This window comes from Endozoicomonas ascidiicola (assembly GCF_001646945.1).
Classification (GTDB): Bacteria; Pseudomonadota; Gammaproteobacteria; order Pseudomonadales; family Endozoicomonadaceae; genus Endozoicomonas; species Endozoicomonas ascidiicola.
Map to the genome: position 1 here is coordinate 178,426 of NZ_LUTV01000009.1, position 18,751 is coordinate 197,176.

At 46.2% G+C, this 18,751-nt stretch carries 18 protein-coding genes; 10 read left to right on the forward strand and 8 right to left on the reverse strand.

What is annotated here, in order from left to right:
* Window positions 1-223: 223 nt before the first annotated feature.
* The 3 genes from AKL11_RS25400 (at window position 224) to AKL11_RS22090 (ending at window position 1,536) form a co-directional block, all read left to right on the forward strand.
* On the forward strand, window positions 224-367 hold the full coding sequence (locus tag AKL11_RS25400; protein ID WP_157673719.1) for a hypothetical protein: 144 nt from the start codon (window positions 224-226) through the stop codon (window positions 365-367).
* A gap of 220 nt (window positions 368-587) precedes the next feature.
* Window positions 588-908: a hypothetical protein gene (locus tag AKL11_RS22080; protein WP_157673720.1), complete on the forward strand. Its 321-nt coding sequence runs from the start codon at window positions 588-590 to the stop codon at window positions 906-908.
* 379 nt (window positions 909-1,287) lie between these two features.
* Window positions 1,288-1,536 (forward strand): hypothetical protein, encoded by a 249-nt coding sequence (locus tag AKL11_RS22090; RefSeq protein WP_067522057.1) that lies wholly within the window; start codon window positions 1,288-1,290, stop codon window positions 1,534-1,536.
* A 619-nt stretch (window positions 1,537-2,155) separates the two neighbouring features.
* Here the strand turns inward: AKL11_RS22090 and AKL11_RS22095 are convergent.
* From AKL11_RS22095 to AKL11_RS22120, 6 genes are all read right to left on the reverse strand, one after another.
* A complete protein-coding gene (locus tag AKL11_RS22095; protein WP_067522059.1) occupies window positions 2,156-2,389 on the reverse strand; it encodes a hypothetical protein in 234 nt (77 codons plus the stop codon).
* Between the two features lie 207 nt (window positions 2,390-2,596).
* Window positions 2,597-3,229, reverse strand: a complete 633-nt coding sequence (locus AKL11_RS22100) for a deoxynucleoside kinase (RefSeq protein WP_067522061.1) — start codon at window positions 3,227-3,229, stop codon at window positions 2,597-2,599.
* 127 nt (window positions 3,230-3,356) lie between these two features.
* Window positions 3,357-3,989 (reverse strand): YaeQ family protein, encoded by a 633-nt coding sequence (locus AKL11_RS22105; protein WP_342669737.1) that lies wholly within the window; start codon window positions 3,987-3,989, stop codon window positions 3,357-3,359.
* A gap of 10 nt (window positions 3,990-3,999) precedes the next feature.
* Window positions 4,000-4,887, reverse strand: coding sequence for a hypothetical protein (locus AKL11_RS22110; RefSeq protein WP_067522063.1), 888 nt, complete (start codon window positions 4,885-4,887; stop codon window positions 4,000-4,002).
* A 357-nt stretch (window positions 4,888-5,244) separates the two neighbouring features.
* Window positions 5,245-5,484: a YecH family metal-binding protein gene (locus AKL11_RS22115; RefSeq protein ID WP_067522148.1), complete on the reverse strand. Its 240-nt coding sequence runs from the start codon at window positions 5,482-5,484 to the stop codon at window positions 5,245-5,247.
* Window positions 5,485-5,576: 92 nt separating this feature from the next.
* Entirely contained in the window at window positions 5,577-6,239 is a 663-nt protein-coding gene (locus AKL11_RS22120) for a potassium channel family protein (protein WP_067522066.1), read from the reverse strand.
* A 199-nt stretch (window positions 6,240-6,438) separates the two neighbouring features.
* On the opposite strand from AKL11_RS22120, the gene AKL11_RS22125 reads away from it, so the two are divergent.
* The 6 genes from AKL11_RS22125 to AKL11_RS22150 all read left to right on the forward strand — a co-directional run bounded on the left by AKL11_RS22125 (window position 6,439) and on the right by AKL11_RS22150 (window position 14,733).
* Window positions 6,439-8,847 (forward strand): DNA translocase FtsK, encoded by a 2,409-nt coding sequence (locus tag AKL11_RS22125; RefSeq protein WP_095210622.1) that lies wholly within the window; start codon window positions 6,439-6,441, stop codon window positions 8,845-8,847.
* Between the two features lie 23 nt (window positions 8,848-8,870).
* Window positions 8,871-9,557 carry an outer membrane lipoprotein periplasmic chaperone LolA gene (gene lolA, locus AKL11_RS22130; protein ID WP_067522067.1) on the forward strand — a complete coding sequence of 229 codons (687 nt, stop codon included), beginning with the start codon at window positions 8,871-8,873 and terminating at the stop codon, window positions 9,555-9,557.
* Between the two features lie 40 nt (window positions 9,558-9,597).
* Window positions 9,598-10,923, forward strand: coding sequence for a replication-associated recombination protein A (locus AKL11_RS22135; protein WP_067522069.1), 1,326 nt, complete (start codon window positions 9,598-9,600; stop codon window positions 10,921-10,923).
* 143 nt (window positions 10,924-11,066) lie between these two features.
* Complete coding sequence (gene crcB, locus AKL11_RS22140) at window positions 11,067-11,465, forward strand: fluoride efflux transporter CrcB (protein ID WP_095210623.1); 399 nt, start codon at window positions 11,067-11,069, stop codon at window positions 11,463-11,465.
* Window positions 11,466-11,601: 136 nt separating this feature from the next.
* On the forward strand, window positions 11,602-12,891 hold the full coding sequence (gene serS / locus AKL11_RS22145; RefSeq protein ID WP_067522071.1) for a serine--tRNA ligase: 1,290 nt from the start codon (window positions 11,602-11,604) through the stop codon (window positions 12,889-12,891).
* A 159-nt stretch (window positions 12,892-13,050) separates the two neighbouring features.
* On the forward strand, window positions 13,051-14,733 hold the full coding sequence (locus AKL11_RS22150) for a hypothetical protein (RefSeq protein ID WP_067522072.1): 1,683 nt from the start codon (window positions 13,051-13,053) through the stop codon (window positions 14,731-14,733).
* Window positions 14,734-14,779: 46 nt separating this feature from the next.
* Here the strand turns inward: AKL11_RS22150 and AKL11_RS22155 are convergent, their stop codons facing one another.
* A complete protein-coding gene (locus AKL11_RS22155; protein ID WP_067522075.1) occupies window positions 14,780-16,159 on the reverse strand; it encodes an MATE family efflux transporter in 1,380 nt (459 codons plus the stop codon).
* A 294-nt stretch (window positions 16,160-16,453) separates the two neighbouring features.
* On the opposite strand from AKL11_RS22155, the gene cysG reads away from it, so the two are divergent.
* Window positions 16,454-17,872, forward strand: coding sequence for a siroheme synthase CysG (gene cysG / locus AKL11_RS22160; RefSeq protein ID WP_067522077.1), 1,419 nt, complete (start codon window positions 16,454-16,456; stop codon window positions 17,870-17,872).
* Window positions 17,873-18,068: 196 nt separating this feature from the next.
* Here the strand turns inward: cysG and AKL11_RS22165 are convergent.
* A partial coding sequence (locus AKL11_RS22165; protein ID WP_157673724.1) for an IS982 family transposase occupies window positions 18,069-18,751 on the reverse strand: 683 nt, incomplete at its 5' end.

Genomic DNA, 18,751 nt, shown 5'->3' on the forward strand with positions numbered 1-18,751 from the left:
TGGTGAGGTTCTGATAATCCAGATTGATAGAGGCATTCTGGGGATTGATTCCATTTATCGTGTAGGACTTTAAGCATGAATCGAATAGTTATGGCAAAAAATGATCTGTAATTATACGTCTTGAATCGTTTTTCGTTTCATGCTTTGGATCAATTTATCTGCTCATTTAGAACCGTATGTTTCAAATGAGTTTTGGTTTAGCTACAAAGTTGGCATTGCCAATATGATTCCGGCGGGTAATCCATTTGTGGGTAATGCAGAGCGCCCGGGAGCATGGCCAGCGGCGCTAAGCTTTTGGGGGCCGGGTTGGTATGGCTCTAACCCTATGGCGGTTTTACTGAATGATATTAGTACCAATAAAGACTGACGCGGATCTCCCATCTATGATGAAAAAAGCCCCAGCTCTGCTGAGAAAACCCGTAAGGCGCTGAACTACATCTACCAGAATATTACCCCAAGCAATGCTGCATTCCCCGGCAGCTATGCCCAGCAGAAAATTATTGAGGGGTCGGCCAACGAAGTACGCAATGCTGAACGCGAAGGGGAGGAGCCAAACGCTATTCTGCCGGGGATGGTGGATCTGGCCAATGCTGTTTCTGAAACTATGGGGGGGAGGGCAGTTCACCGGGCTGGATAGGCGGGAGAATGACATTTTATTCAGAGATGCACTGTATGGAGCTATCGGCGTTAAACGACGCCCGGTCAGGATTGATCAGTACGCTGAAAGTAAGAACTACGACCTGAATAAAAATCGGGAAGGTTTAGCCCGCTGGATGGCCAAGCATGAAAAAGATTTTAACGAGGATCGGATAACCAAGGCCCAGCTTGATAAGTATCAGAAACAATTTGATGCGAAGAATGAAGAGTATGAAGAAGAAGGAGAAAGAATAGAACGCGCGTCACGATAAAAGCTGGCTACTCTGACAATTCCAATAAAAATAGAGTGAATAGAAATATGATAAAAAGCATATGTGATGCAAGCGATCAGTTCTTGTGTTACCTGCTGGAGATAGTGGCAGACTCTCTGGAAAATGGGGACAACTGGCAGAGCGAAAAAAACCAGTCGGGGGCCTTGATTATTAGGCAGGTTATCAAAACCCTGATGACCAGGAGCCAGGAGCCAGGAGCCAGGAGCCAGGAGCCAGGAGCCAGGAGCCAGGAGCCAGGAGCCAGGAGCCAGGAGCCAGGAGCCAGGAGCCAGGAGCCAGCTTGTGATATAAAAATTGAACAGTAATCAGGAGGTTATATTATTCTATCAATGTCGTTTTAAATTATGAGTACGGTTATATGAAAAACAATAACCATAAGCAGGACGATGTAAATCTGGTAACGAATGATGTTGATTGTGGTTATCTTCAGCAGATTGTTTCAGATTCTATGAATGAATGCGTACGGCAGGATTATATTCCAACGGATAAATTAAGAGGTATGAAATTGATTATTGATCAGACCAGCAGCTTTACCTTGATGAAAGGATATGCTGAGAAGAAAGAACAGCCTGCTATGTCTATTGTTTCTTCTCAACATCAAGGGTAAGCCAGGTACTTTGCAAGACCTTTAAGGCAGTCCCCCGCCTATTTCTCCAAAAGGAGTGTTTTATTCAGCAGGATACCCGGCACAAAGCCAGTCCTACCTCATAAGGAGTTATTAAATTGCCCCCTACCTTAAAACGGTTGCAAAGCCGCGTAGGGTAAAGACTAGGGGGCAGTCTATCAAAGATGCCAACATTACGACAATTTGTTTACTTTTCTTTATCTAAAAAGTAAACAAAAAGTATACGGCACTTCAGATAGACCAGATAATTATAACGGATTTCCCTTAATAAATTTCTGAAAAAAACGGGACATAATACGGGACATAATGGCCTGTAAAGTGCGCACGTTCTGACCATTTGCGCTATATCTGACGATATAGTTTCATCGAAATCTGTATGTTATTTAATCATTAGGCGGGACATAAACGGGACATAACTGATGGCATAAAGGCCCGTTATGGAAAGAAAATGGAAAATCAGGATCTTATTAAAGCCTTATGTACCAAGGGATTGCGAGGTTTTAAAAAATGAATCCCCTCTTTGACATGGTGGGGGTCGCTGGTTCAAGTCCAGTACCGACTACCATTATTAAATTCTCCTTTTTCTTCAGTGACAGCATGTTTAAGCTGGAGTGAACTGTTGATTATCGTTTAACTCTTCACTTGCACGTGCGAGTTGATACCACTTGGAATCAAGCGCGTTTAGTGGTTTTCCGTGGGTATCCACGGTGTCTACCAACCATCCGGAAGGGCAGTCAATGGAGCGATAGCATCGTATGACAGTTCTCGGATGCTTTTTGTGGATGGGATAAAAGGGAGTGGTCACTTGATCGCCGGGTTCAAATGGCATTTTCATTGGGGACTTCTGTATACAGACTAAAAACAAAGAATAGAGATACTCTATTTTTAGACTAATCTTCCAGATTACGCATGATGAATTATTGCGATGGTGATGCTTTTTATCATCCACTAGTTATCCAGATCATTTACTGCCTGAACGGGCAAGCAGTAAATTGGTTCAACCTGAATAATTATGAGAATTGATCAAATTATGAGGAAAAAATCACTGTTTTTCTTTTGATATGATCTGCAATAACGCATTTGCTACTTTTCTTTCACAACCAAAATCATCCCATTCTACTGTGATCAGTGGTGTATTCATTGAACGACAGATCTGAGGCAGAATCGCTTCGTGATAATTATGAATATCGCGAAGATACGACAATGGTGTGCCATCCTCAGCGGCTCTTGCGCGATTGATCAATCGGCTGTGTGATACTTCCGGTGCAGTACGTAAATACACGACAGCACTGATCACAGGGTAATCTTTCAGGCGGTTTTGGATCGCGCAGTAGTGCAGCATGTAGCGCTCATCAGGGGCATCCATTGACAGGAAATTCGCCTGGGTGAAAATCAGATCAGAGTACAGGGAGCGCTCAATCAGATAGTTTCTATCCGTAGGGAGTTTTTTCACTATATCTGCACGACGATCAGTGATGTATTCCTGAAACAGAATGCGTTTGCTGGAGTCCTGAGGATGGTCGGTGAAATCCTGAAGCAGTCGTGTAAATTCCGGATCATTGACGGGTTCCTGAATCGCTTCCCAGCCAAGCTCTGCGGCAAGCTTGGGGAGCAGGGTAGATTTACCGGCGGCTATGTTGGCTTCTACAGCGACGAAATGATTGGGTTGCTTCATTCAGGGCCTCAGTGATCGATGATGCCAGCCACGTCATCTTGATTCTGTCATGGCTGGGGTCGGCACTTTATTGGCTCAGGGAATAATGATCAATAAGTAATAGCGGAAACGGGTATATAAATCGGCGTTAGTTTTCCGGAAATAGCTGTGTTATTTCATACTGACCTGAGTCTTTATCATTCCCCATCGTGATCTGGTTTTCATCAATAAGGCAGTGCAGCTTCATGACTCTTTCCATAAGTACGGTGAGTTCTTTGGCGGCTTCGGGAATCCGATACACGTGTAGGTTGTCGAACCGTGACAGTTTGTCTCTATTCTGTTGCCACCAGACTTCAGGTGTTCGTCCACCATAGTTATAGATACAGACTTTTCGTGCCCGGCCACAGGCTTTACGGATGCGCTTTTCATCGGGCTGACCCAGTTCAATCCAGGTTTCAATTTCTCCACTCAGGTTTTTTTCCCAGATATCCGGCTCATCGTCTGTGCTGATGCCACGAGTAAACGACAGTTCGCTTTTAGCGTGCAAAGCCCATACTAATACTCTAAGCATGGCGCGTTCTGCATTTTCAGATGGGTGCTGGGCAAGGGTCAGATCATGATCGGCGTAGTAATGCCGGTTCATGTCGGCAATATTGATTGCCGCTTTGTAGATGGTTGCTTTGAGCGCCATGAATCGTGAACTCGATAAATGACGCATATTAACACAAGGCTTTTCAAAGAGGGCATTTGAGAGAAGGCTTTCCAGAGAAGGGAAAGCCATGGTATCGCAATTATTCAGAATAGGGTTGCGGGTGCACCAGCGAAAAGTCGCGGATATGTTGATAGATAATCGGGTAATCAATACCCGCCAGTTGCAGTATCTGTGAGAGTTGCTGGTAACTGTAGCCAGTGTCCAGTCGCTCACGAATTACGTCATTGAATGCACTTTTGCTATCTAGATATTCTTGATACCAGGGCAGTGTGTGAGTGTCATTCATACTTTCAATAAAGCGATACGTGGCGGCTTTCATTGAGGCATTCAGTGAGTCTGTTGAGCTATTTTCTGAAGTAACCTGACGGGTAATCGAGCCCATGGAGTGGCAAGCATTCTGTTTTAAGTTGAAGCTGCTTGGTTTTTGCAGGTATTGGTTGCACTCCTCTAATTTGTTCTTGAGCACAGGCATGACAGAAGTGATGTCCTTTAATGAAAAGAACTGGCGTTGATGTTTGTTGGCCCAATCATTCAGCGCATTGGCCAGCAAAGAAACCCATTGTTCCTTTTCTGAGGCAGGGTAGTCTGCCTGCCCGAGTAAATCAGACCATTGTCGTATTATGGTAGCGTTGGCTTTCTCAATGGTTTGACCCGGTACTTCAAGGGCTTTTGGTAGCCAGTTAAGGTAAAGCTGGCGCAGTTGGTAGCGGTACCCTTCGGTGATCATCCCTTGAGGGCTTTTCTGATAAGCGTCTGCCAACATTCCATACTTAAGCGCTTGCTCCACCAATTCTGTATTCGATTTGACTGGGGGAGGTGTTAATGATTTCGGTGCGGGAATAGACTGAGTTTTATGCTCTCCGTCGATCGGGTGCACAGTAGATAGTGTGTCAGTGCTGCTGATGGCAGTGGTAGTCAGTAAGATGGAGCTTAAGGTTAATGTGGTTATAAAAGCGTTAATAATCATGGGAAGTATCCAATAGCAGTGAGTAACGAATGGTCGTTAAATAGCTATCGGCACATGGGGTGTACCTTATTATGAATTTTTTATGCCAATTGGAGGATGTGTGAACGGGTTCTCACAGTGGTTAACATTTGAACTGTAGAGAAACGGTAATGTTGATGTGGATCAATATGTTCAGTAAAGACAATACGTAAGATGGCTCATGCCTGATGAGGAAAGTGTGAAAGGGGGTTCCTCAAAGAAACGATTTATACCCCGCGGGGGAGGTGGTGTATAAATCACGAAGATCAGACAGGCAATAATGGTAAAGTTTGGAACCGGTTCTAGTGACCGGTTTTTTGTTTTTTGCAAATTGAAAAATCAATGACAGTGGCAATTGCAACCGTGATATTGAATCATGCCATCTGCTTCAACCAATTTACCTTTTTCAACAAACTGACTAACCAGTTCATCTGCGGTCAGATCGCGAGCCGAGCAGGTGTGGTAGCGGGCATCGGTACCAAATGCTTCGGCGATGGCGCTCATCAGGTTTTCTTTAGTCAGTGCTGCTTCCTGTTCTTTAACCAGGTTAAGCACGTTATGACCGTGTACAGATTCCATAGCGTTATTCTCGTTAATCATATTGAACGGCAAACACAATACTCTGAGTTATAGATTAGAGTAGTCGTATATATTCGTATTCAGAATGAAGATTATTTGCCTACAAATCTTGCAATCATCACAGTAGGGCTGAGAACACCAATAACGGCTTCCAGTGATACCAGGCTTTGCGCCAGCGAGCTTAAGGGTAGGATGTCGCCGTAGCCTAATGTGGTTAGCGTGACAAAACTGAAATACAGATAATCCGGCCAGCTGGAAATGCTCTGGGCTGGCATATCGAAGGACCCGGGTGAGAATAAGTTGGTCATCAAATAGAGATAACTAAACGTAACGCCGGTCAGGAGATAAAAGTTAATAGCGGCCAGCAATTTCTCCATTTCCGGCTGCTTGCTGAAAAGGTGCCCCATCAGCATAACCATCATGCCCATGTTAAACAGCATGCTGGCAATTAAAGTAAATAATGGTAACCACGGTGGCGATATTGAATGCTCCGCCAACAGTCGCAGCACTACAATGGCAATGCCGGTGACTTTTAACCAGCGTCGGAGTCGTGGTTTTTTTTCCGTCAAGGCCTGCAGGCTGAGCACCATGCTGGCAATCATTAATGCAGAAAACACTGTGCCGGCAATGGATTGATAATCGATCATCAATGGCGAAAAAACGATGCTGAAAATAAGCGTAAGCAGCAGAAACCCCAGTGAGTGATGAGGATGTTGTACAGTCTCTTGAAAGTGGGTAAGCGGTTTACGCAGCATTGATAAAAGCCGATAAGGGGAAACAAGTTATTCTACTTATATAAAAGCGATTCAGAAATAGAGAGATGTTCGCACAGGCTGGGCTGAGGGGTTATCAGGGTTGAACAGGGGTTAACGGGGATTGTAGAGCCTTCAAGGCTCGTGTTATCTTTCTACGTTAAACTACTGTATTTATTATCAGGTATTTTCAGGGATCTGAATGGCAGAGTCGGTAAGCAAAAAGAGCAGCCAGTCCGGCAGTGATTCATCGGTGGACCAGGTAGCTATCCGGCGACGGAAACGGTCTGGTCACTCAGAAAAAGTGAGCGAAACACTGTCATCCCGGGTTCAGGAAGGGATTATGTTTTGCTGGCTGGTACTGGCGGCTTTTCTGTCTCTGGCGCTGTTCAGTTACCACAAGGGCGATCCGGGCTGGTCTTTTATTGGGACAGCGGATACTGTGGCCAACAGTGCCGGTAGAATTGGTGCATGGTCGTCTGATTTCTTACTCAATTTGTTTGGCTTTCTGGCCTGGTTGGTGCCTGTGGTGTTCATTCTGAAAGCCGTTAAGGTTTTCCGCTATCGGCACGAACCCAATGAGTGGCACGGTTGGCTATTTACCATTCGCAGCACAGGATTTGTACTGACGATTGCCTCGGGCGCGGCGTTGGCATCGCTTCATTATCACGCATTGAATGATCTGTTTCCTTCCAGCACCGGGGGAATCATCGGTGAACTTATCATCTCGGTGTTTATCCCTGCCTTTAATGTCACTGGCAGCACATTGCTGTTGATGGCGAGTTTTTTGCTTGGGGTGACGCTTTATACTGATCTGTCCTGGTTTTATCTGATGGATACGGTGGGTTATTGGAGTATGCAGTTCCTGAAGTTCTGTCTGCGAAAGATGACCAATAGCTTTAGATGCATTAAAGAATACATAGCTGAGCGCTCAGAGCGAAAACACTCGGCCGAGTCGATTCCTGTTTTGAGAAAAGACCCTATGATGCCCATGACGGAAGAATTGCCGTCACCCGCTGCGATCAGAGCAGTCAAGGAGGCTGCCCTTAAGCCCCGCTCGCCTGTGATCGTACCACCTCCGCCAAAAATGAAACCCGTTCCGGTCAACAAGAATGTGCCGGTGGGTCGTTTGCCTACTGCTGATTTGCTGGATGTGGCTCGCCCCTCTGGTAAAGCCATGAGTCCAGAGTCTCTCGATCAAATGTCCCGGCTGCTCGAGTTGAAGCTGAAAGACTTTAATGTGGATGTTGAAGTGGTGGCGGTGCATCCGGGACCTGTTATTACCCGTTTTGAAATTCAACCGGCGCCGGGTACAAAAGCCAGTAAAATTTCGGGCTTGGCCAGCGACTTGGCCCGTTCGTTGGCAGTGGTCAGTGTTCGTGTGGTTGAAGTCATTCCCGGAAAATCCGTTATGGGTATTGAAATCCCTAACGATGATCGTGAAACGGTGTTTTTCAGCGAAATTATTTCTTCACCTTCTTTCGAATCTGCGCCGTCACCAGTCAGCCTCGCGTTGGGGCATGATATTTCTGGTCAGCCAGTGACCGTTGATCTGGCAAAAATGCCGCACTTGCTGGTGGCGGGTACAACGGGTTCTGGTAAATCCGTGGGGATCAACGCCATGTTGCTCTCCATGCTGTTTAAATCAGAGCCGGAAGATGTTCGTCTGATTATGATCGACCCCAAAATGCTGGAGCTGTCAATATATGACGGTATTCCCCATTTGCTGGCACCGGTGGTGACGGACATGAAAGAAGCCGCCAATGCGTTGCGTTGGTGTGTGGCTGAAATGGAGCGTCGCTATAAATTAATGGCGCATCTTGGCGTTCGGAATATTGCGGGTTATAACCGCAAGGTGAAAGACGCCGCTGACCAGGGTGAACCTTTACGTGATCCGTTCTATCAACCGGTCTCTTCCGATGATATTGCCCCCGAGCTAAACAAACTGCCGTTCATTGTGGTGGTGGTTGATGAATTTGCTGACATGATGATGATCGTTGGCAAAAAAGTGGAAGAACTTATTGCCCGTATTGCTCAGAAAGCCCGTGCTGCCGGTATTCATTTGATTCTGGCGACTCAGCGCCCATCGGTGGATGTGATTACCGGTTTGATCAAAGCCAACGTGCCAACTCGTATCAGTTTTCAAGTATCCAGTAAGATCGATTCTCGAACCATCATTGATCAGGGCGGAGCCGAGCAGCTTCTCGGACATGGTGATATGCTGTATCTACCGCCGGGAACCAGCGTACCTGTGCGTATTCATGGTGCGTTTGTGGGTGATGATGAAGTCCATCGAGTGGTCGCCGACTGGCGACAACGTGGCGAACCGGATTTTGTGGATGAAATTCTTAACGGGGTGTCTGATGCCTCAGAAGGCAGCGCAATTTCCGGTGGGCTCGACGATAGCGAACAAGACCCGCTTTATGACGAAGCTGTCGCCTTTGTTACGGAATCGAGAAGGGCGTCTATCTCATCGGTGCAGAGACAACTGAAAGTGGGTTATAACCGAGCCGCCCGAATGGTTGAAGCCATGGAAGCGGCAGGTGTCGTCAGTCCACCGTTGCATAATGGCAACCGTGAAGTGATTGCGCCACCACCGCCCAAGAATTAATTTTATATTGCAGATTAAACACGATGAAAAAACGACAATTACTCGCTCTGTTGCCCATGATGTTAGTGCTTGGTTTGCCGGTATCTGCCGAGCAAAAGGCTTCCAGCGATACGCCAGCCCGCGTTGAAAATGATGCTCAGGCAGCCAATGATCTGGTGAATAAGTTACAAGGGATGGATACGGTGAGTGCTTCTTTTACCCAAAGTACCATCGATAAACATGGCCGTCCCAAAGTTGAAAAGGGCGATATGCAGTTAAAGCGCCCTAACCAGTTTCGCTGGAATATCACTGCGCCTTTTAGTCAGGAAATTATTGCCAGAGACGGTAAGCTCTGGATGCTGGATCCGGACTTCAAACAGGTGGTGATCAAAAAACAGGATGATCAATCAGGCCCTACGGCGGTTCAACTGCTCAGTGGCAATGCCAGTGCTTTTCTGAAAGGCTACTCCGTCATTCGTATGAACTATGGCCCTGAAGAGGTGTATACCCTGAAGCCGGTGCGTGCTGAAGATCTGTTTGAAAAGCTGGAAATCAACTTTTCTGAAGGTGAAATTTCCGCCATTAGTATTTTGGATACCCTTGGTGGTAAACGACGGATTGATTTCACCGATGTCACCTTGAATCAGCCGGTGAATAATGAGCTGTTTCAGCCAGATATCAAGAAGCTGGAAAACGACGGCTTTGATATTATTGATGAAAGCAATCTGTAATTCTGTAAATACAGCATGTAGATAAGGCAGAGTTCTGGCAATGACCTCTCTTTTTGATGTTCCTGACTCCAAACGATACGAGCCCCTTGCTGCCCGAATGCGTCCGGCGAATCTGGATGAGTATCTCGGTCAGGATCATATTCTGGCTCGAGGCAAACCTCTGAGAGAAGCATTGGAGCAGGGTATGCTTCACTCCATGATTTTCTGGGGGCCGCCTGGCGTTGGAAAAACGACACTGGCTCGTTTGATCGCGACGAAAACCGATGCACATTTTGAGACGTTGTCTGCGGTGCTGTCTGGTGTGAAAGATATTCGCGAGGCCGTAGCAAGGGCGAAGGATGAACAGCGATTTCACAACCGGAAAACCGTACTTTTTGTTGATGAGGTTCATCGGTTTAATAAATCCCAACAGGACGCTTTTCTACCACATATAGAAGACGGAACCGTTATTTTTATTGGTGCAACCACCGAAAATCCATCCTTTGAATTAAATAATGCACTGTTATCTCGAGCCCGTGTTTATGTGCTGAAACCGTTGGGTGACGATGCCATAGGGCAGGTGATTGATCAGGCTGTCACTAATGAAGAGCGGGGGCTTGGCAGCAGGGGCGTTACTCTGGATTCAGAAGCCCGGGAGATTCTAGTACGTTACTCCGATGGTGATGGACGCAAGGCGCTGAACACATTGGAAGTGGCGTCGGACCTTGCAGAAAGTGGCATCATTACCAGTGAAACCGTGCAGGCCATATTGGCCGATACCGGCCGGCGCTTTGATAAAGGCGGCGATGCGTTTTATGACACCATTTCTGCTTTCCATAAATCCGTCAGAGGTTCTCAGCCCGATGCTGCATTGTACTGGGCAGCAAGAATTGTGGATGGAGGGGGTGATCCTCTCTATGTTATCCGGCGATTAGTGGCGATTGCCAGTGAAGATATTGGTAATGCTGACCCCAGAGCTTTGGAAATAGCAATGAATGCCTGGCAGGCGTTTGAACGTCTGGGGACGCCAGAAGGGTTGCTGGCATTGGCTCACGCCACAGTTTACTGTGCCTGTGCACCGAAAAGTAATGCAGTTTATAAAGCCTGGAAAGCGGCGATGGATGATGTGCGCAGCGGGCCGTCTTATGAAGTACCGAATCATCTTCGTAACGCGCCTACTAAGTTGATGGGGAGCCTTGGTTATGGCGAAGGTTATCGTTATGCCCACGATGAACCCAATGCGTATGCCGCTGGGGAGCGATACTTTCCGGAAGGGATGGATGTAAAACAGTACTATGAGCCAAACGAGCGTGGTCTTGAGATCAAGATAAAGGAAAAGCTAACTTGGCTGGCTTCACTGGATCAAGAAAGTCCTAATAAACGGTAATCTATTTATATTATCCAATCATATATCGTTGTCGTAACACGTACAAATCAAACCCTGAATAGAAAAGCAGCGGATAGAAGGGCTCACAATCAAAATCTGGTAACCTTTTACCGTTTTTTATCCAATGACCGGAGGAGTCTCCCATGCAATACAGCTACCTGTTGAATTATCTGGCAGTAGCCGTAGGTGGTGCGCTGGGAGCTCTCAGTCGTTCCATGATTTACCAATGGTTTGCCCGATCAGGGAATGATCATTTATTCCCGCTGCCAACATTAGCAGTAAACGTGGTGGGTTCGTTTTTAATGGGGATTGGCTGGTACTGTCTGGTGGAAAAAAGCCTGTTGCCACCCATCTGGAAAGATGTTTTAACGGTGGGATTTCTTGGGGCATTAACCACGTTTTCTACGTTTTCCCTCGATGTATTCAGGCTATTGCAATCAGACCGATTTATTGAAGCGGTGGCCTATACCCTGTGCAGTGTTTTCATTTGCTTGCTTGGTACCTGGTTGGGTTATATCGGTGCCCGGGGTCTGATTAACTGATCTGTCATTTATAACGTTGACGGCTTCTTCCAATATCGAATGTCGTGCTTTCATGGTGTATCATCACTCAGTTGCCCGTAGCCCGACAAAGTAAGGGTAACTCACTCATCAACCAATCAGTTAAATTGGTAGGAATATGCTAGACCCTAAACTCGTACGCAGCACACCTGACGCTGTGGCGGAACAGCTGTTAAAGAAACACTACAAACTGGATGTAGAACGTCTGGTTTCTCTGGAAGAGTGCCGTAAATCGCTACAGATAAAAACCGAGCAGCTGCAGAGTGAACGTAAGTCGGGCTCCAAGGAATTTGGCAAGATCAAATCCCAGGGTGGTGATGTTACTGAACTGAAAGCGCGGATGGATCAGGTGAACCTGGAAGTGAAGGAAAATGAGCATGCGCTTTCCGAACTTCAGGAAGAACTGAACAATCTGCTGCTGGAAGTACCAAACCTTCCCCATGACTCGGTGCCAGAAGGCAAAGATGAAAACGATAACGTGCTCGTCCGTACCTGGGGTGAACCACGTCAGTTTGATTTTGAAGTAAAAGACCACGTAGATCTTGGCGAAGCATTCGGACTGGATTTCGAAGCGGCAGCAGCGCTCTCCGGCGCTCGCTTTGCCATGTTGCGGGGTAAGATTGCCCGTCTTCACCGTGCCCTTGCCCAGTTTATGCTGGATGTACAAACCACAGAGCACGGTTACGAAGAAGTCATCACGCCACTGCTGGTTCATGACAAGGCGCTTTACGGTACCGGTCAGCTACCAAAATTTGGTGAAGATCTGTTTAAAACCGCCTGTGATGATGAGTCCGGTGCCGAGCAGAAACAATTTTACTTGATTCCGACTGCTGAAGTGACACTGACCAACCTGGTGCGTGAGCAAATTCTCGAGGCGGATAAATTGCCACTGCGTTTAACCGCTCATACTTCCTGCTTCCGAAGTGAAGCGGGCAGTTATGGTCGCGATACCCGTGGTCTGATTCGTCAGCACCAGTTTGAAAAAGTTGAAATGGTTCAGATCGTTCATCCAGAGAAGTCCTTTGAGGCGCTGGAAGAAATGACCGGTCATGCAGAAGCCATTTTGCAGAAACTGGGTCTGCCATATCGTGTTGTTGCATTGTGTGGTGGCGATATGGGTTTTGGCGCTGCCAAAACTTACGATCTGGAAGTATGGTTACCGGCACAAAACCAGTATCGTGAGATTTCTTCCGTCAGTAACTGTGTGGATTTTCAGGCGCGCCGTATGATGGCTCGTTTCCGCAATGAGTCCGGCAAACCTGAACTGGTGCATACCCTGAATGGTTCTGGCCTTGCGGTTGGCCGTACGCTGGTGGCGGTACTTGAGAACTATCAGGATGCGGAAGGTCGCATTCATGTACCTGAAGCTCTGCAACCGTATATGGGCGGTTTAACCATCATCGAATGACTGGGTTATCTGACATATTTTTATATCATCAGGGTTATGCCTGATGATATAGGATACTGTCTGTTCTTTTTTAAAAGGCTCAATTATTTATTACTTCGCGGTTGAACTTTTATTCCATTTTCATGTCAAAAACGATAAACATTATCGGGTTTGGCAAATATGGACAGATTAAATAATAATGGCCTTTGGGGATTTTCTCATAATAGGTATGGAGCGCAGGAACCTTTAAACGAAGGGCGTTTTGGTGTTCACGATGTAACTGTTGCTAATGGAGGGGAGTCCATTACCGGAAGGTCTCCTGCGAAATTTGAAGTGTATAAGTTCGATGAAAAGTTCATTTTCAGCAAAGAAGAATTGCTAAATGATGAAGACCTTATAGCTCAATTCCAACATGAGCGGAAAATGACAGGTACAGCAGAAAGTATCAGAGAGACACTAAAGTCAACACCAACTTTGTTCGCAGCATTTACTCGTCTTTTGCATATTTCTAATACAACGCAAGATGTTCCCCGTTCTGAAAGACCTGGCACTAGCGGTTTACAACGTCGTCATGTAGACGTGGCCATACCACCTCATCAGCCCGTCAGGAACGTTGTCCAAAATCCGCCTGAACAACCCAGGGTAAATTTTCATGGATATGGTCGGCGGATGCCAGAAATTAATAGAAATGTTCATGTAAACAACACTATTTCTCTGGTTAATGGTGTGTTCACTGTGAATGGTGAAAGAATTCCGACCAATACTGAAGAAGGCCGACGTGTAGCAAGACGATTTGGAATTACGTTTGGGCAGAACAACCATGTTCATATTGGTGGCGGTATATTTGGTGGCGTTATATTTGGTGGCGGTATATTTGGTGGCGGTCAAAATGCTTTCCATCCAAATCTTAACGGGCAACGATCTTCTCGAAGAGAGAATAGTGAACAGTCAAATAACGGTTATATTGAATGTCATCGAATACTCACGTCTATTTCTGAAAGCCTCTCAACTGAACAGAGGCAGGCGCTTACCACACTCATACAACGTATAGAAAGAGCTCAATACCGGCAGTCTGACTTATTTCGAAAGTTTTTGGGGGTTTTGAATTACGTTCAATCTATACCTGAATTTATTGAAAAGGTGGTTGCCACGATCAACACTATTCAGAGTGTAGAGTGTCAGGATAAAACCTCTGCTGTTATTGATCAGCTTGATCTTGAGGTACAACTCGCAAGGTTACCTGAATTTGCGCTGAGTTATGGATATTTAGATTATCCGAAATTTTTTGTCTACCTGAAAAAAATGTATAATGAAGAGGTGCTTATTAAGGTGATGACAACGGTTAAAGATAGGCAAAACAAACCGCTTATTAATAATCCTCAATCTGTTCATGTTAAAGCTTTTCTGAAAAATTATTTTATACGCCAAGGGACTTGCAAGTTTGCTACCGGCGAGGCGATAGAGCGATACCAAGACCATTCTCGAAGGTCTGGTTTAATAACAGATGAGTTGCTCGATAAGATAAACTTAGAATTTGTCTTGAAAATGGATGATAAAGATCTTTTTCAACAGTATCTTAATAGCTTACTTCTCGAAACAAGTATTGATCAAAACCCGCTGGTTGATTTTTTGACCAGTAAAGATGAGAAATTACGTGGTGTATTGGACAGAAGTTCTGAGCAGGGCATGGATCTAATGCAATTTGAGCAGGTGGCGGGACCATCCAACTTTAATCTGGTAGATTTTTCAAGGAATATGGTAACTACGCAATCCATGGCCAAAAATCAAATAGTAAGCGAACATGTGATGACACAATTGGAACAATACTCATGGGGTGAAATTATTCGACAGTCTAATGAGTAGATATTAATAGCCGGTTTTGAGGTTGCAAACCGGCTTTGCTACCATTCTAATTCTCGGTGGCCAGATTTTTCAGCCATACCCCTTTCATAATCCGGTACAGTACCAAAACTGCTTTCGTACCTTCTTCCATCAGCGCACAGATAAAGACCAGATACAACGGCAGGTGCCAGTGGTTAATGGCAACCCAGGTTAATGGAATGCCTACACCCCACATGCCGATGATATTGATCACCGCCGTCGCCTTAACATCACCGCCACTTCGTAAAACGCCGATAATGCCAGTCAAATTAATCACTCGAATAGCGATGGCAAAACCGGCAATGATCAGAACTTCTTGAGCCATCGCCGCAGTATCGCTATCAAACTCCCCAAACATACTGACGATCTGTTTGCTAAAGAGCAGTGTCACTACTCCAAAGGTCAGTGCAGATAATGGCGCAACGATCATGGCAAATCGTCCCTGTTTTCTGGCCATGTCAAAGTTGCCAGCACCGAGCTCTTTGCCCAGTAGAATGGAGGTGGCAATGGCGAAACCAATGAACAATGAAATCAGTACACCTTCTACCGAGGAAATCGCGCTCATTACGGCGAGCTCTTCCACACCCATCCGGGCAAACATCAGGTTGTAAAGGATCAGGCCGAAAGACCACAGTCCGTCTTGTAACAACATGGGAACGCAGATACTGATGTATTTGAGCCAATGTTTTGGGATGCGGCACTGAATAAAGTCGCAGGCATTGGGGATCAGGTCCGGTTTTACTCTGACGATGTAATAGATGATCAACCCTACTTGGATCAGGCGAGATATCGCTGTACCCCACGCGGAACCGGCAACCCCCAGTGCAGGAAATCCAAACTTTCCGTAAATTAGCAAATAGTTAAACAGCACATTCAAAAGAATGGTGATAAATCCAATGCGGGTTGGTGTTTTTGCATCATTGCTCGTTCTCAGTAGTGCTTCAAACGGTATGGTAATCGCAATGAATAATATGGAAGGCGCAGTAATGACCAAGTAGGAACGGCCCAGTTCTCCCAAGCTACTGTCTTCACTGACCATAGCCATTATTTCCTGAGGAAACGACAAATACAGGACGACAAAGGGGATGGAAACCACAAGCGAGGCAATAATGGTTTGCACTAATGTACGTCGAACGCCGTCGATATTGCGGGCACCAATATATTGCGCTGCCAGAATACTCATGCCACTGCCCATGGAAGCAATGAGTATTAAGTTAAAAAAGAAGATTCGATTACCAATGCCCACTGCAGCCACTTCGGTTTCACCGAGCATCGAGACCATGAAAATATCGATCAATCCCAGCATGGAAAACATCATAGACTGCAGAGAGATGGGCAGTGCCAGTTGCCAGAGATTGTGGAGAAATTCCCGGTTGGTGAGCTGTGTATCGCTAGATTGAGTGATCATATATGGACAACAAACTGATTTTTGGAATAAGTCTCAATCCGTGAGGGAGGGGAGCTCGATCAGGATGGATAACAGTTATACCCTTCGCCTTTCTAGTTGCTACTTTGTTGGCTGCGTTCACTCACCCCGATCACCTACTATTTGTAGGCTCACGGGGATTCACTCACTTGCCGCCGCGTAGCAACTTGAAATCCTTTGGGTATATATCGTAATTTCTATTAGTAACTGTACTCGATTATTAGCTTCTGATATAAGTCGCATTATTCCTTATCCGCATAAAATATCGAGAATACTTTGGATTATCTGCCATTATTTCTACAGATACGTGATCAGCGTTGTTTAATTGTTGGCGGCGGCGATATCGCCCTGCGAAAAATTCGATTGTTGTCCGATGCCGGTGCCATGATTCGAGTGGTTGCCCCTGCCATTTGTTCTGATATTCGTGTATTCCTTTCCTCTGATCATCATGAGCTGCTCGAAAAAGCCTTTGATGAGCAGGATCTTGATGACGTTTGCCTCGTCATTGCCGCTACGGATAACCCACAGGTGAACCGGCAGGTGGCCGCAGCTGCAGGGCAGCGCCGGTTGTTTGTTAATGTGGTGGATGATGCTGATGTAGGGACGGCGGTCATGCCTGCTATTGTTGACCGCTCACCGGTTGTGGTGGCCTTTTCCACCGGCGGTAAAGCACCGGTTCTTGCTCGTTTGCTGCGACAGAAGCTGGAAACCATTCTGCCCCAGGGTTACGGGAAGTTAGCGGCATTGGCTGGCGGATTCCGTGAGCAAGTAAAAGCACGATTCAGTCATATCAATGATCGACGTTACTTCTGGGAAAAGGTATTGGCCGGTCCTGCTGCTGAAAAAGCAATGTCCGGTGACCTTGATGGAGCGCAAGCGATTTTTGAGCAGACACTGCTTGCCAGCGAAGCACAAAAAGTCGGTGAGGTTTATCTTGTCGGTGGCGGCCCGGGCGACCCTGATTTGCTGACCTTTAAAGCCCTGCGTTTGATGCAGCAGGCAGATGTCGTACTTCATGATCGATTGGTGTCTGAAGAAGTGTTGGCGCTGTGTCGTCGGGATGCGGACTTCATCTATGTGGGCAAGAAACGAGATCGACATACCCGGCCGCAGGAAGAGATCAACGCGTTACTCGTAGAACTGGCAAAAGAAGGCAAGCGAGTGCTTCGTTTGAAAGGTGGCGATCCGTTTATCTTTGGTCGAGGCGGAGAAGAAATTGAAACGTTGGCAGATGAAGGTATTCCATTTCAGGTGGTGCCCGGTATCACGGCTGCGTCAGGCTGTGCCAGCTATTCAGGTATTCCTTTGACTCATCGTGATCATGCGCAATCTGTTCGTTTTATCACCGGGCATTTGAAAGATGGTTCTTATGCGCTGAACTGGGGTGAGATGCTGGATCCTGGTCAGACGCTGGTCTTTTATATGGGTCTGCTGGGGTTGCCACGAATCTGTCAGGAATTAGTCGATCATGGTCGTGATATCAATACGCCTATTGCATTGATTCAACAGGGAACCACAAAAAACCAGAAAGTATTTACGGGCACTCTCGGCACTATTAATGACATTATCGCCGAAGAAAAAGTTCGGGCACCGACACTGATCATTGTGGGCAGCGTGGTGACGCTTCATGAGCGTTTGAGTTGGTATAAAAGTGAAGAAGCCGGGAGCATTTCTTATCGCGATGCTCGGGTTTGAAATAGATATAAAAAAGCATGGCTGCTCCGTCTTCTGCTATGAGTAAGCAGGTATCGAAGTAAGAAGGAAACAAGCCATGCCCGTAATAGATTTTATCACATCTACGCGATGTTCGACTTGCAGATTTTTAACTTTGCATGGAAGTAAGTCCAACTAAAACTTTAAAAGCTGTACCAAAGTGGAGTTTCACTGATTTTTAAGCAGCAGCAATCAGGCTTTCAAACTGAATCGGTGCTTTCCCTGCACTGATATTCAGATATGAACCCATATTGTGTGCCAAAAGCTTCCTGGCTATACGCGAAGTCATATGCCACCTGTCTCGACAACGGCACCTTTCGATTTCAAATTGTTCTGCCAGCTGGCCAATAACTGTTTCAATCCTCCGTCGTACCCGCATGATTAATTTCACAAACGACTTTGGTCTATCATCTTTCATGTTTTTTCTTAGTGGTGTCTGTAGGTCGATACCTAACCCCCGGCAGTCTTCTTTGAACTCTGGTCGTATATACCCTTTGTCACCTAACAAAAGTCCGGCAATGATATCCATCATGTCATAAGCAGCGTCACGCTCATCAATATTAGCGGCAGTCAGCGTAAATCCAACGGGAATACCGCGAGCTTCAACCAGTAGATGCCCCTGAAATCCGTAGAAATGCTTATTCTTTGAGGCACAGTAACCGTAGCCAGCCTCCCCTTTAAAGACTTTGCTTCTGGGCGCTCTTGTCCTTACAGCGACATCAATTGGAAAGCCGTCAATCAGGTGAATATCTGCATTATCAGCATRCATCAACTGAACGAGTCGCTGCTGAAGTTTCTGTTTAACGGCCCATAAGTTAGCGGCCTGCTTGACGAATGTGGACCGTGATGGAATATCAGGAA

What these genes read in the sequence shown, in the direction of transcription:
- serS (WP_067522071.1), top strand. Translation starts at nt 11,602, where the DNA reads ATGCTAGACCCTAAACTCGTACGCAGCACACCTGACGCTGTGGCGGAA.
- AKL11_RS22125 (WP_095210622.1), top strand. Translation starts at nt 6,439, where the DNA reads ATGGCAGAGTCGGTAAGCAAAAAGAGCAGCCAGTCCGGCAGTGATTCA.
- AKL11_RS22120 (WP_067522066.1), bottom strand. Translation starts at nt 6,239, where the DNA reads ATGCTGCGTAAACCGCTTACCCACTTTCAAGAGACTGTACAACATCCT.
- AKL11_RS22110 (WP_067522063.1), bottom strand. Translation starts at nt 4,887, where the DNA reads ATGATTATTAACGCTTTTATAACCACATTAACCTTAAGCTCCATCTTA.
- AKL11_RS22115 (WP_067522148.1), bottom strand. Translation starts at nt 5,484, where the DNA reads ATGGAATCTGTACACGGTCATAACGTGCTTAACCTGGTTAAAGAACAG.
- crcB (WP_095210623.1), top strand. Translation starts at nt 11,067, where the DNA reads ATGCAATACAGCTACCTGTTGAATTATCTGGCAGTAGCCGTAGGTGGT.
- AKL11_RS22105 (WP_342669737.1), bottom strand. Translation starts at nt 3,989, where the DNA reads ATGGCTTTCCCTTCTCTGGAAAGCCTTCTCTCAAATGCCCTCTTTGAA.
- AKL11_RS22095 (WP_067522059.1), bottom strand. Translation starts at nt 2,389, where the DNA reads ATGAAAATGCCATTTGAACCCGGCGATCAAGTGACCACTCCCTTTTAT.
- AKL11_RS22080 (WP_157673720.1), top strand. Translation starts at nt 588, where the DNA reads ATGCTGTTTCTGAAACTATGGGGGGGAGGGCAGTTCACCGGGCTGGAT.
- AKL11_RS22155 (WP_067522075.1), bottom strand. Translation starts at nt 16,159, where the DNA reads ATGATCACTCAATCTAGCGATACACAGCTCACCAACCGGGAATTTCTC.
- lolA (WP_067522067.1), top strand. Translation starts at nt 8,871, where the DNA reads ATGAAAAAACGACAATTACTCGCTCTGTTGCCCATGATGTTAGTGCTT.
- AKL11_RS22100 (WP_067522061.1), bottom strand. Translation starts at nt 3,229, where the DNA reads ATGAAGCAACCCAATCATTTCGTCGCTGTAGAAGCCAACATAGCCGCC.
- AKL11_RS25400 (WP_157673719.1), top strand. Translation starts at nt 224, where the DNA reads ATGATTCCGGCGGGTAATCCATTTGTGGGTAATGCAGAGCGCCCGGGA.
- AKL11_RS22150 (WP_067522072.1), top strand. Translation starts at nt 13,051, where the DNA reads ATGGACAGATTAAATAATAATGGCCTTTGGGGATTTTCTCATAATAGG.
- AKL11_RS22135 (WP_067522069.1), top strand. Translation starts at nt 9,598, where the DNA reads ATGACCTCTCTTTTTGATGTTCCTGACTCCAAACGATACGAGCCCCTT.
- AKL11_RS22090 (WP_067522057.1), top strand. Translation starts at nt 1,288, where the DNA reads ATGAAAAACAATAACCATAAGCAGGACGATGTAAATCTGGTAACGAAT.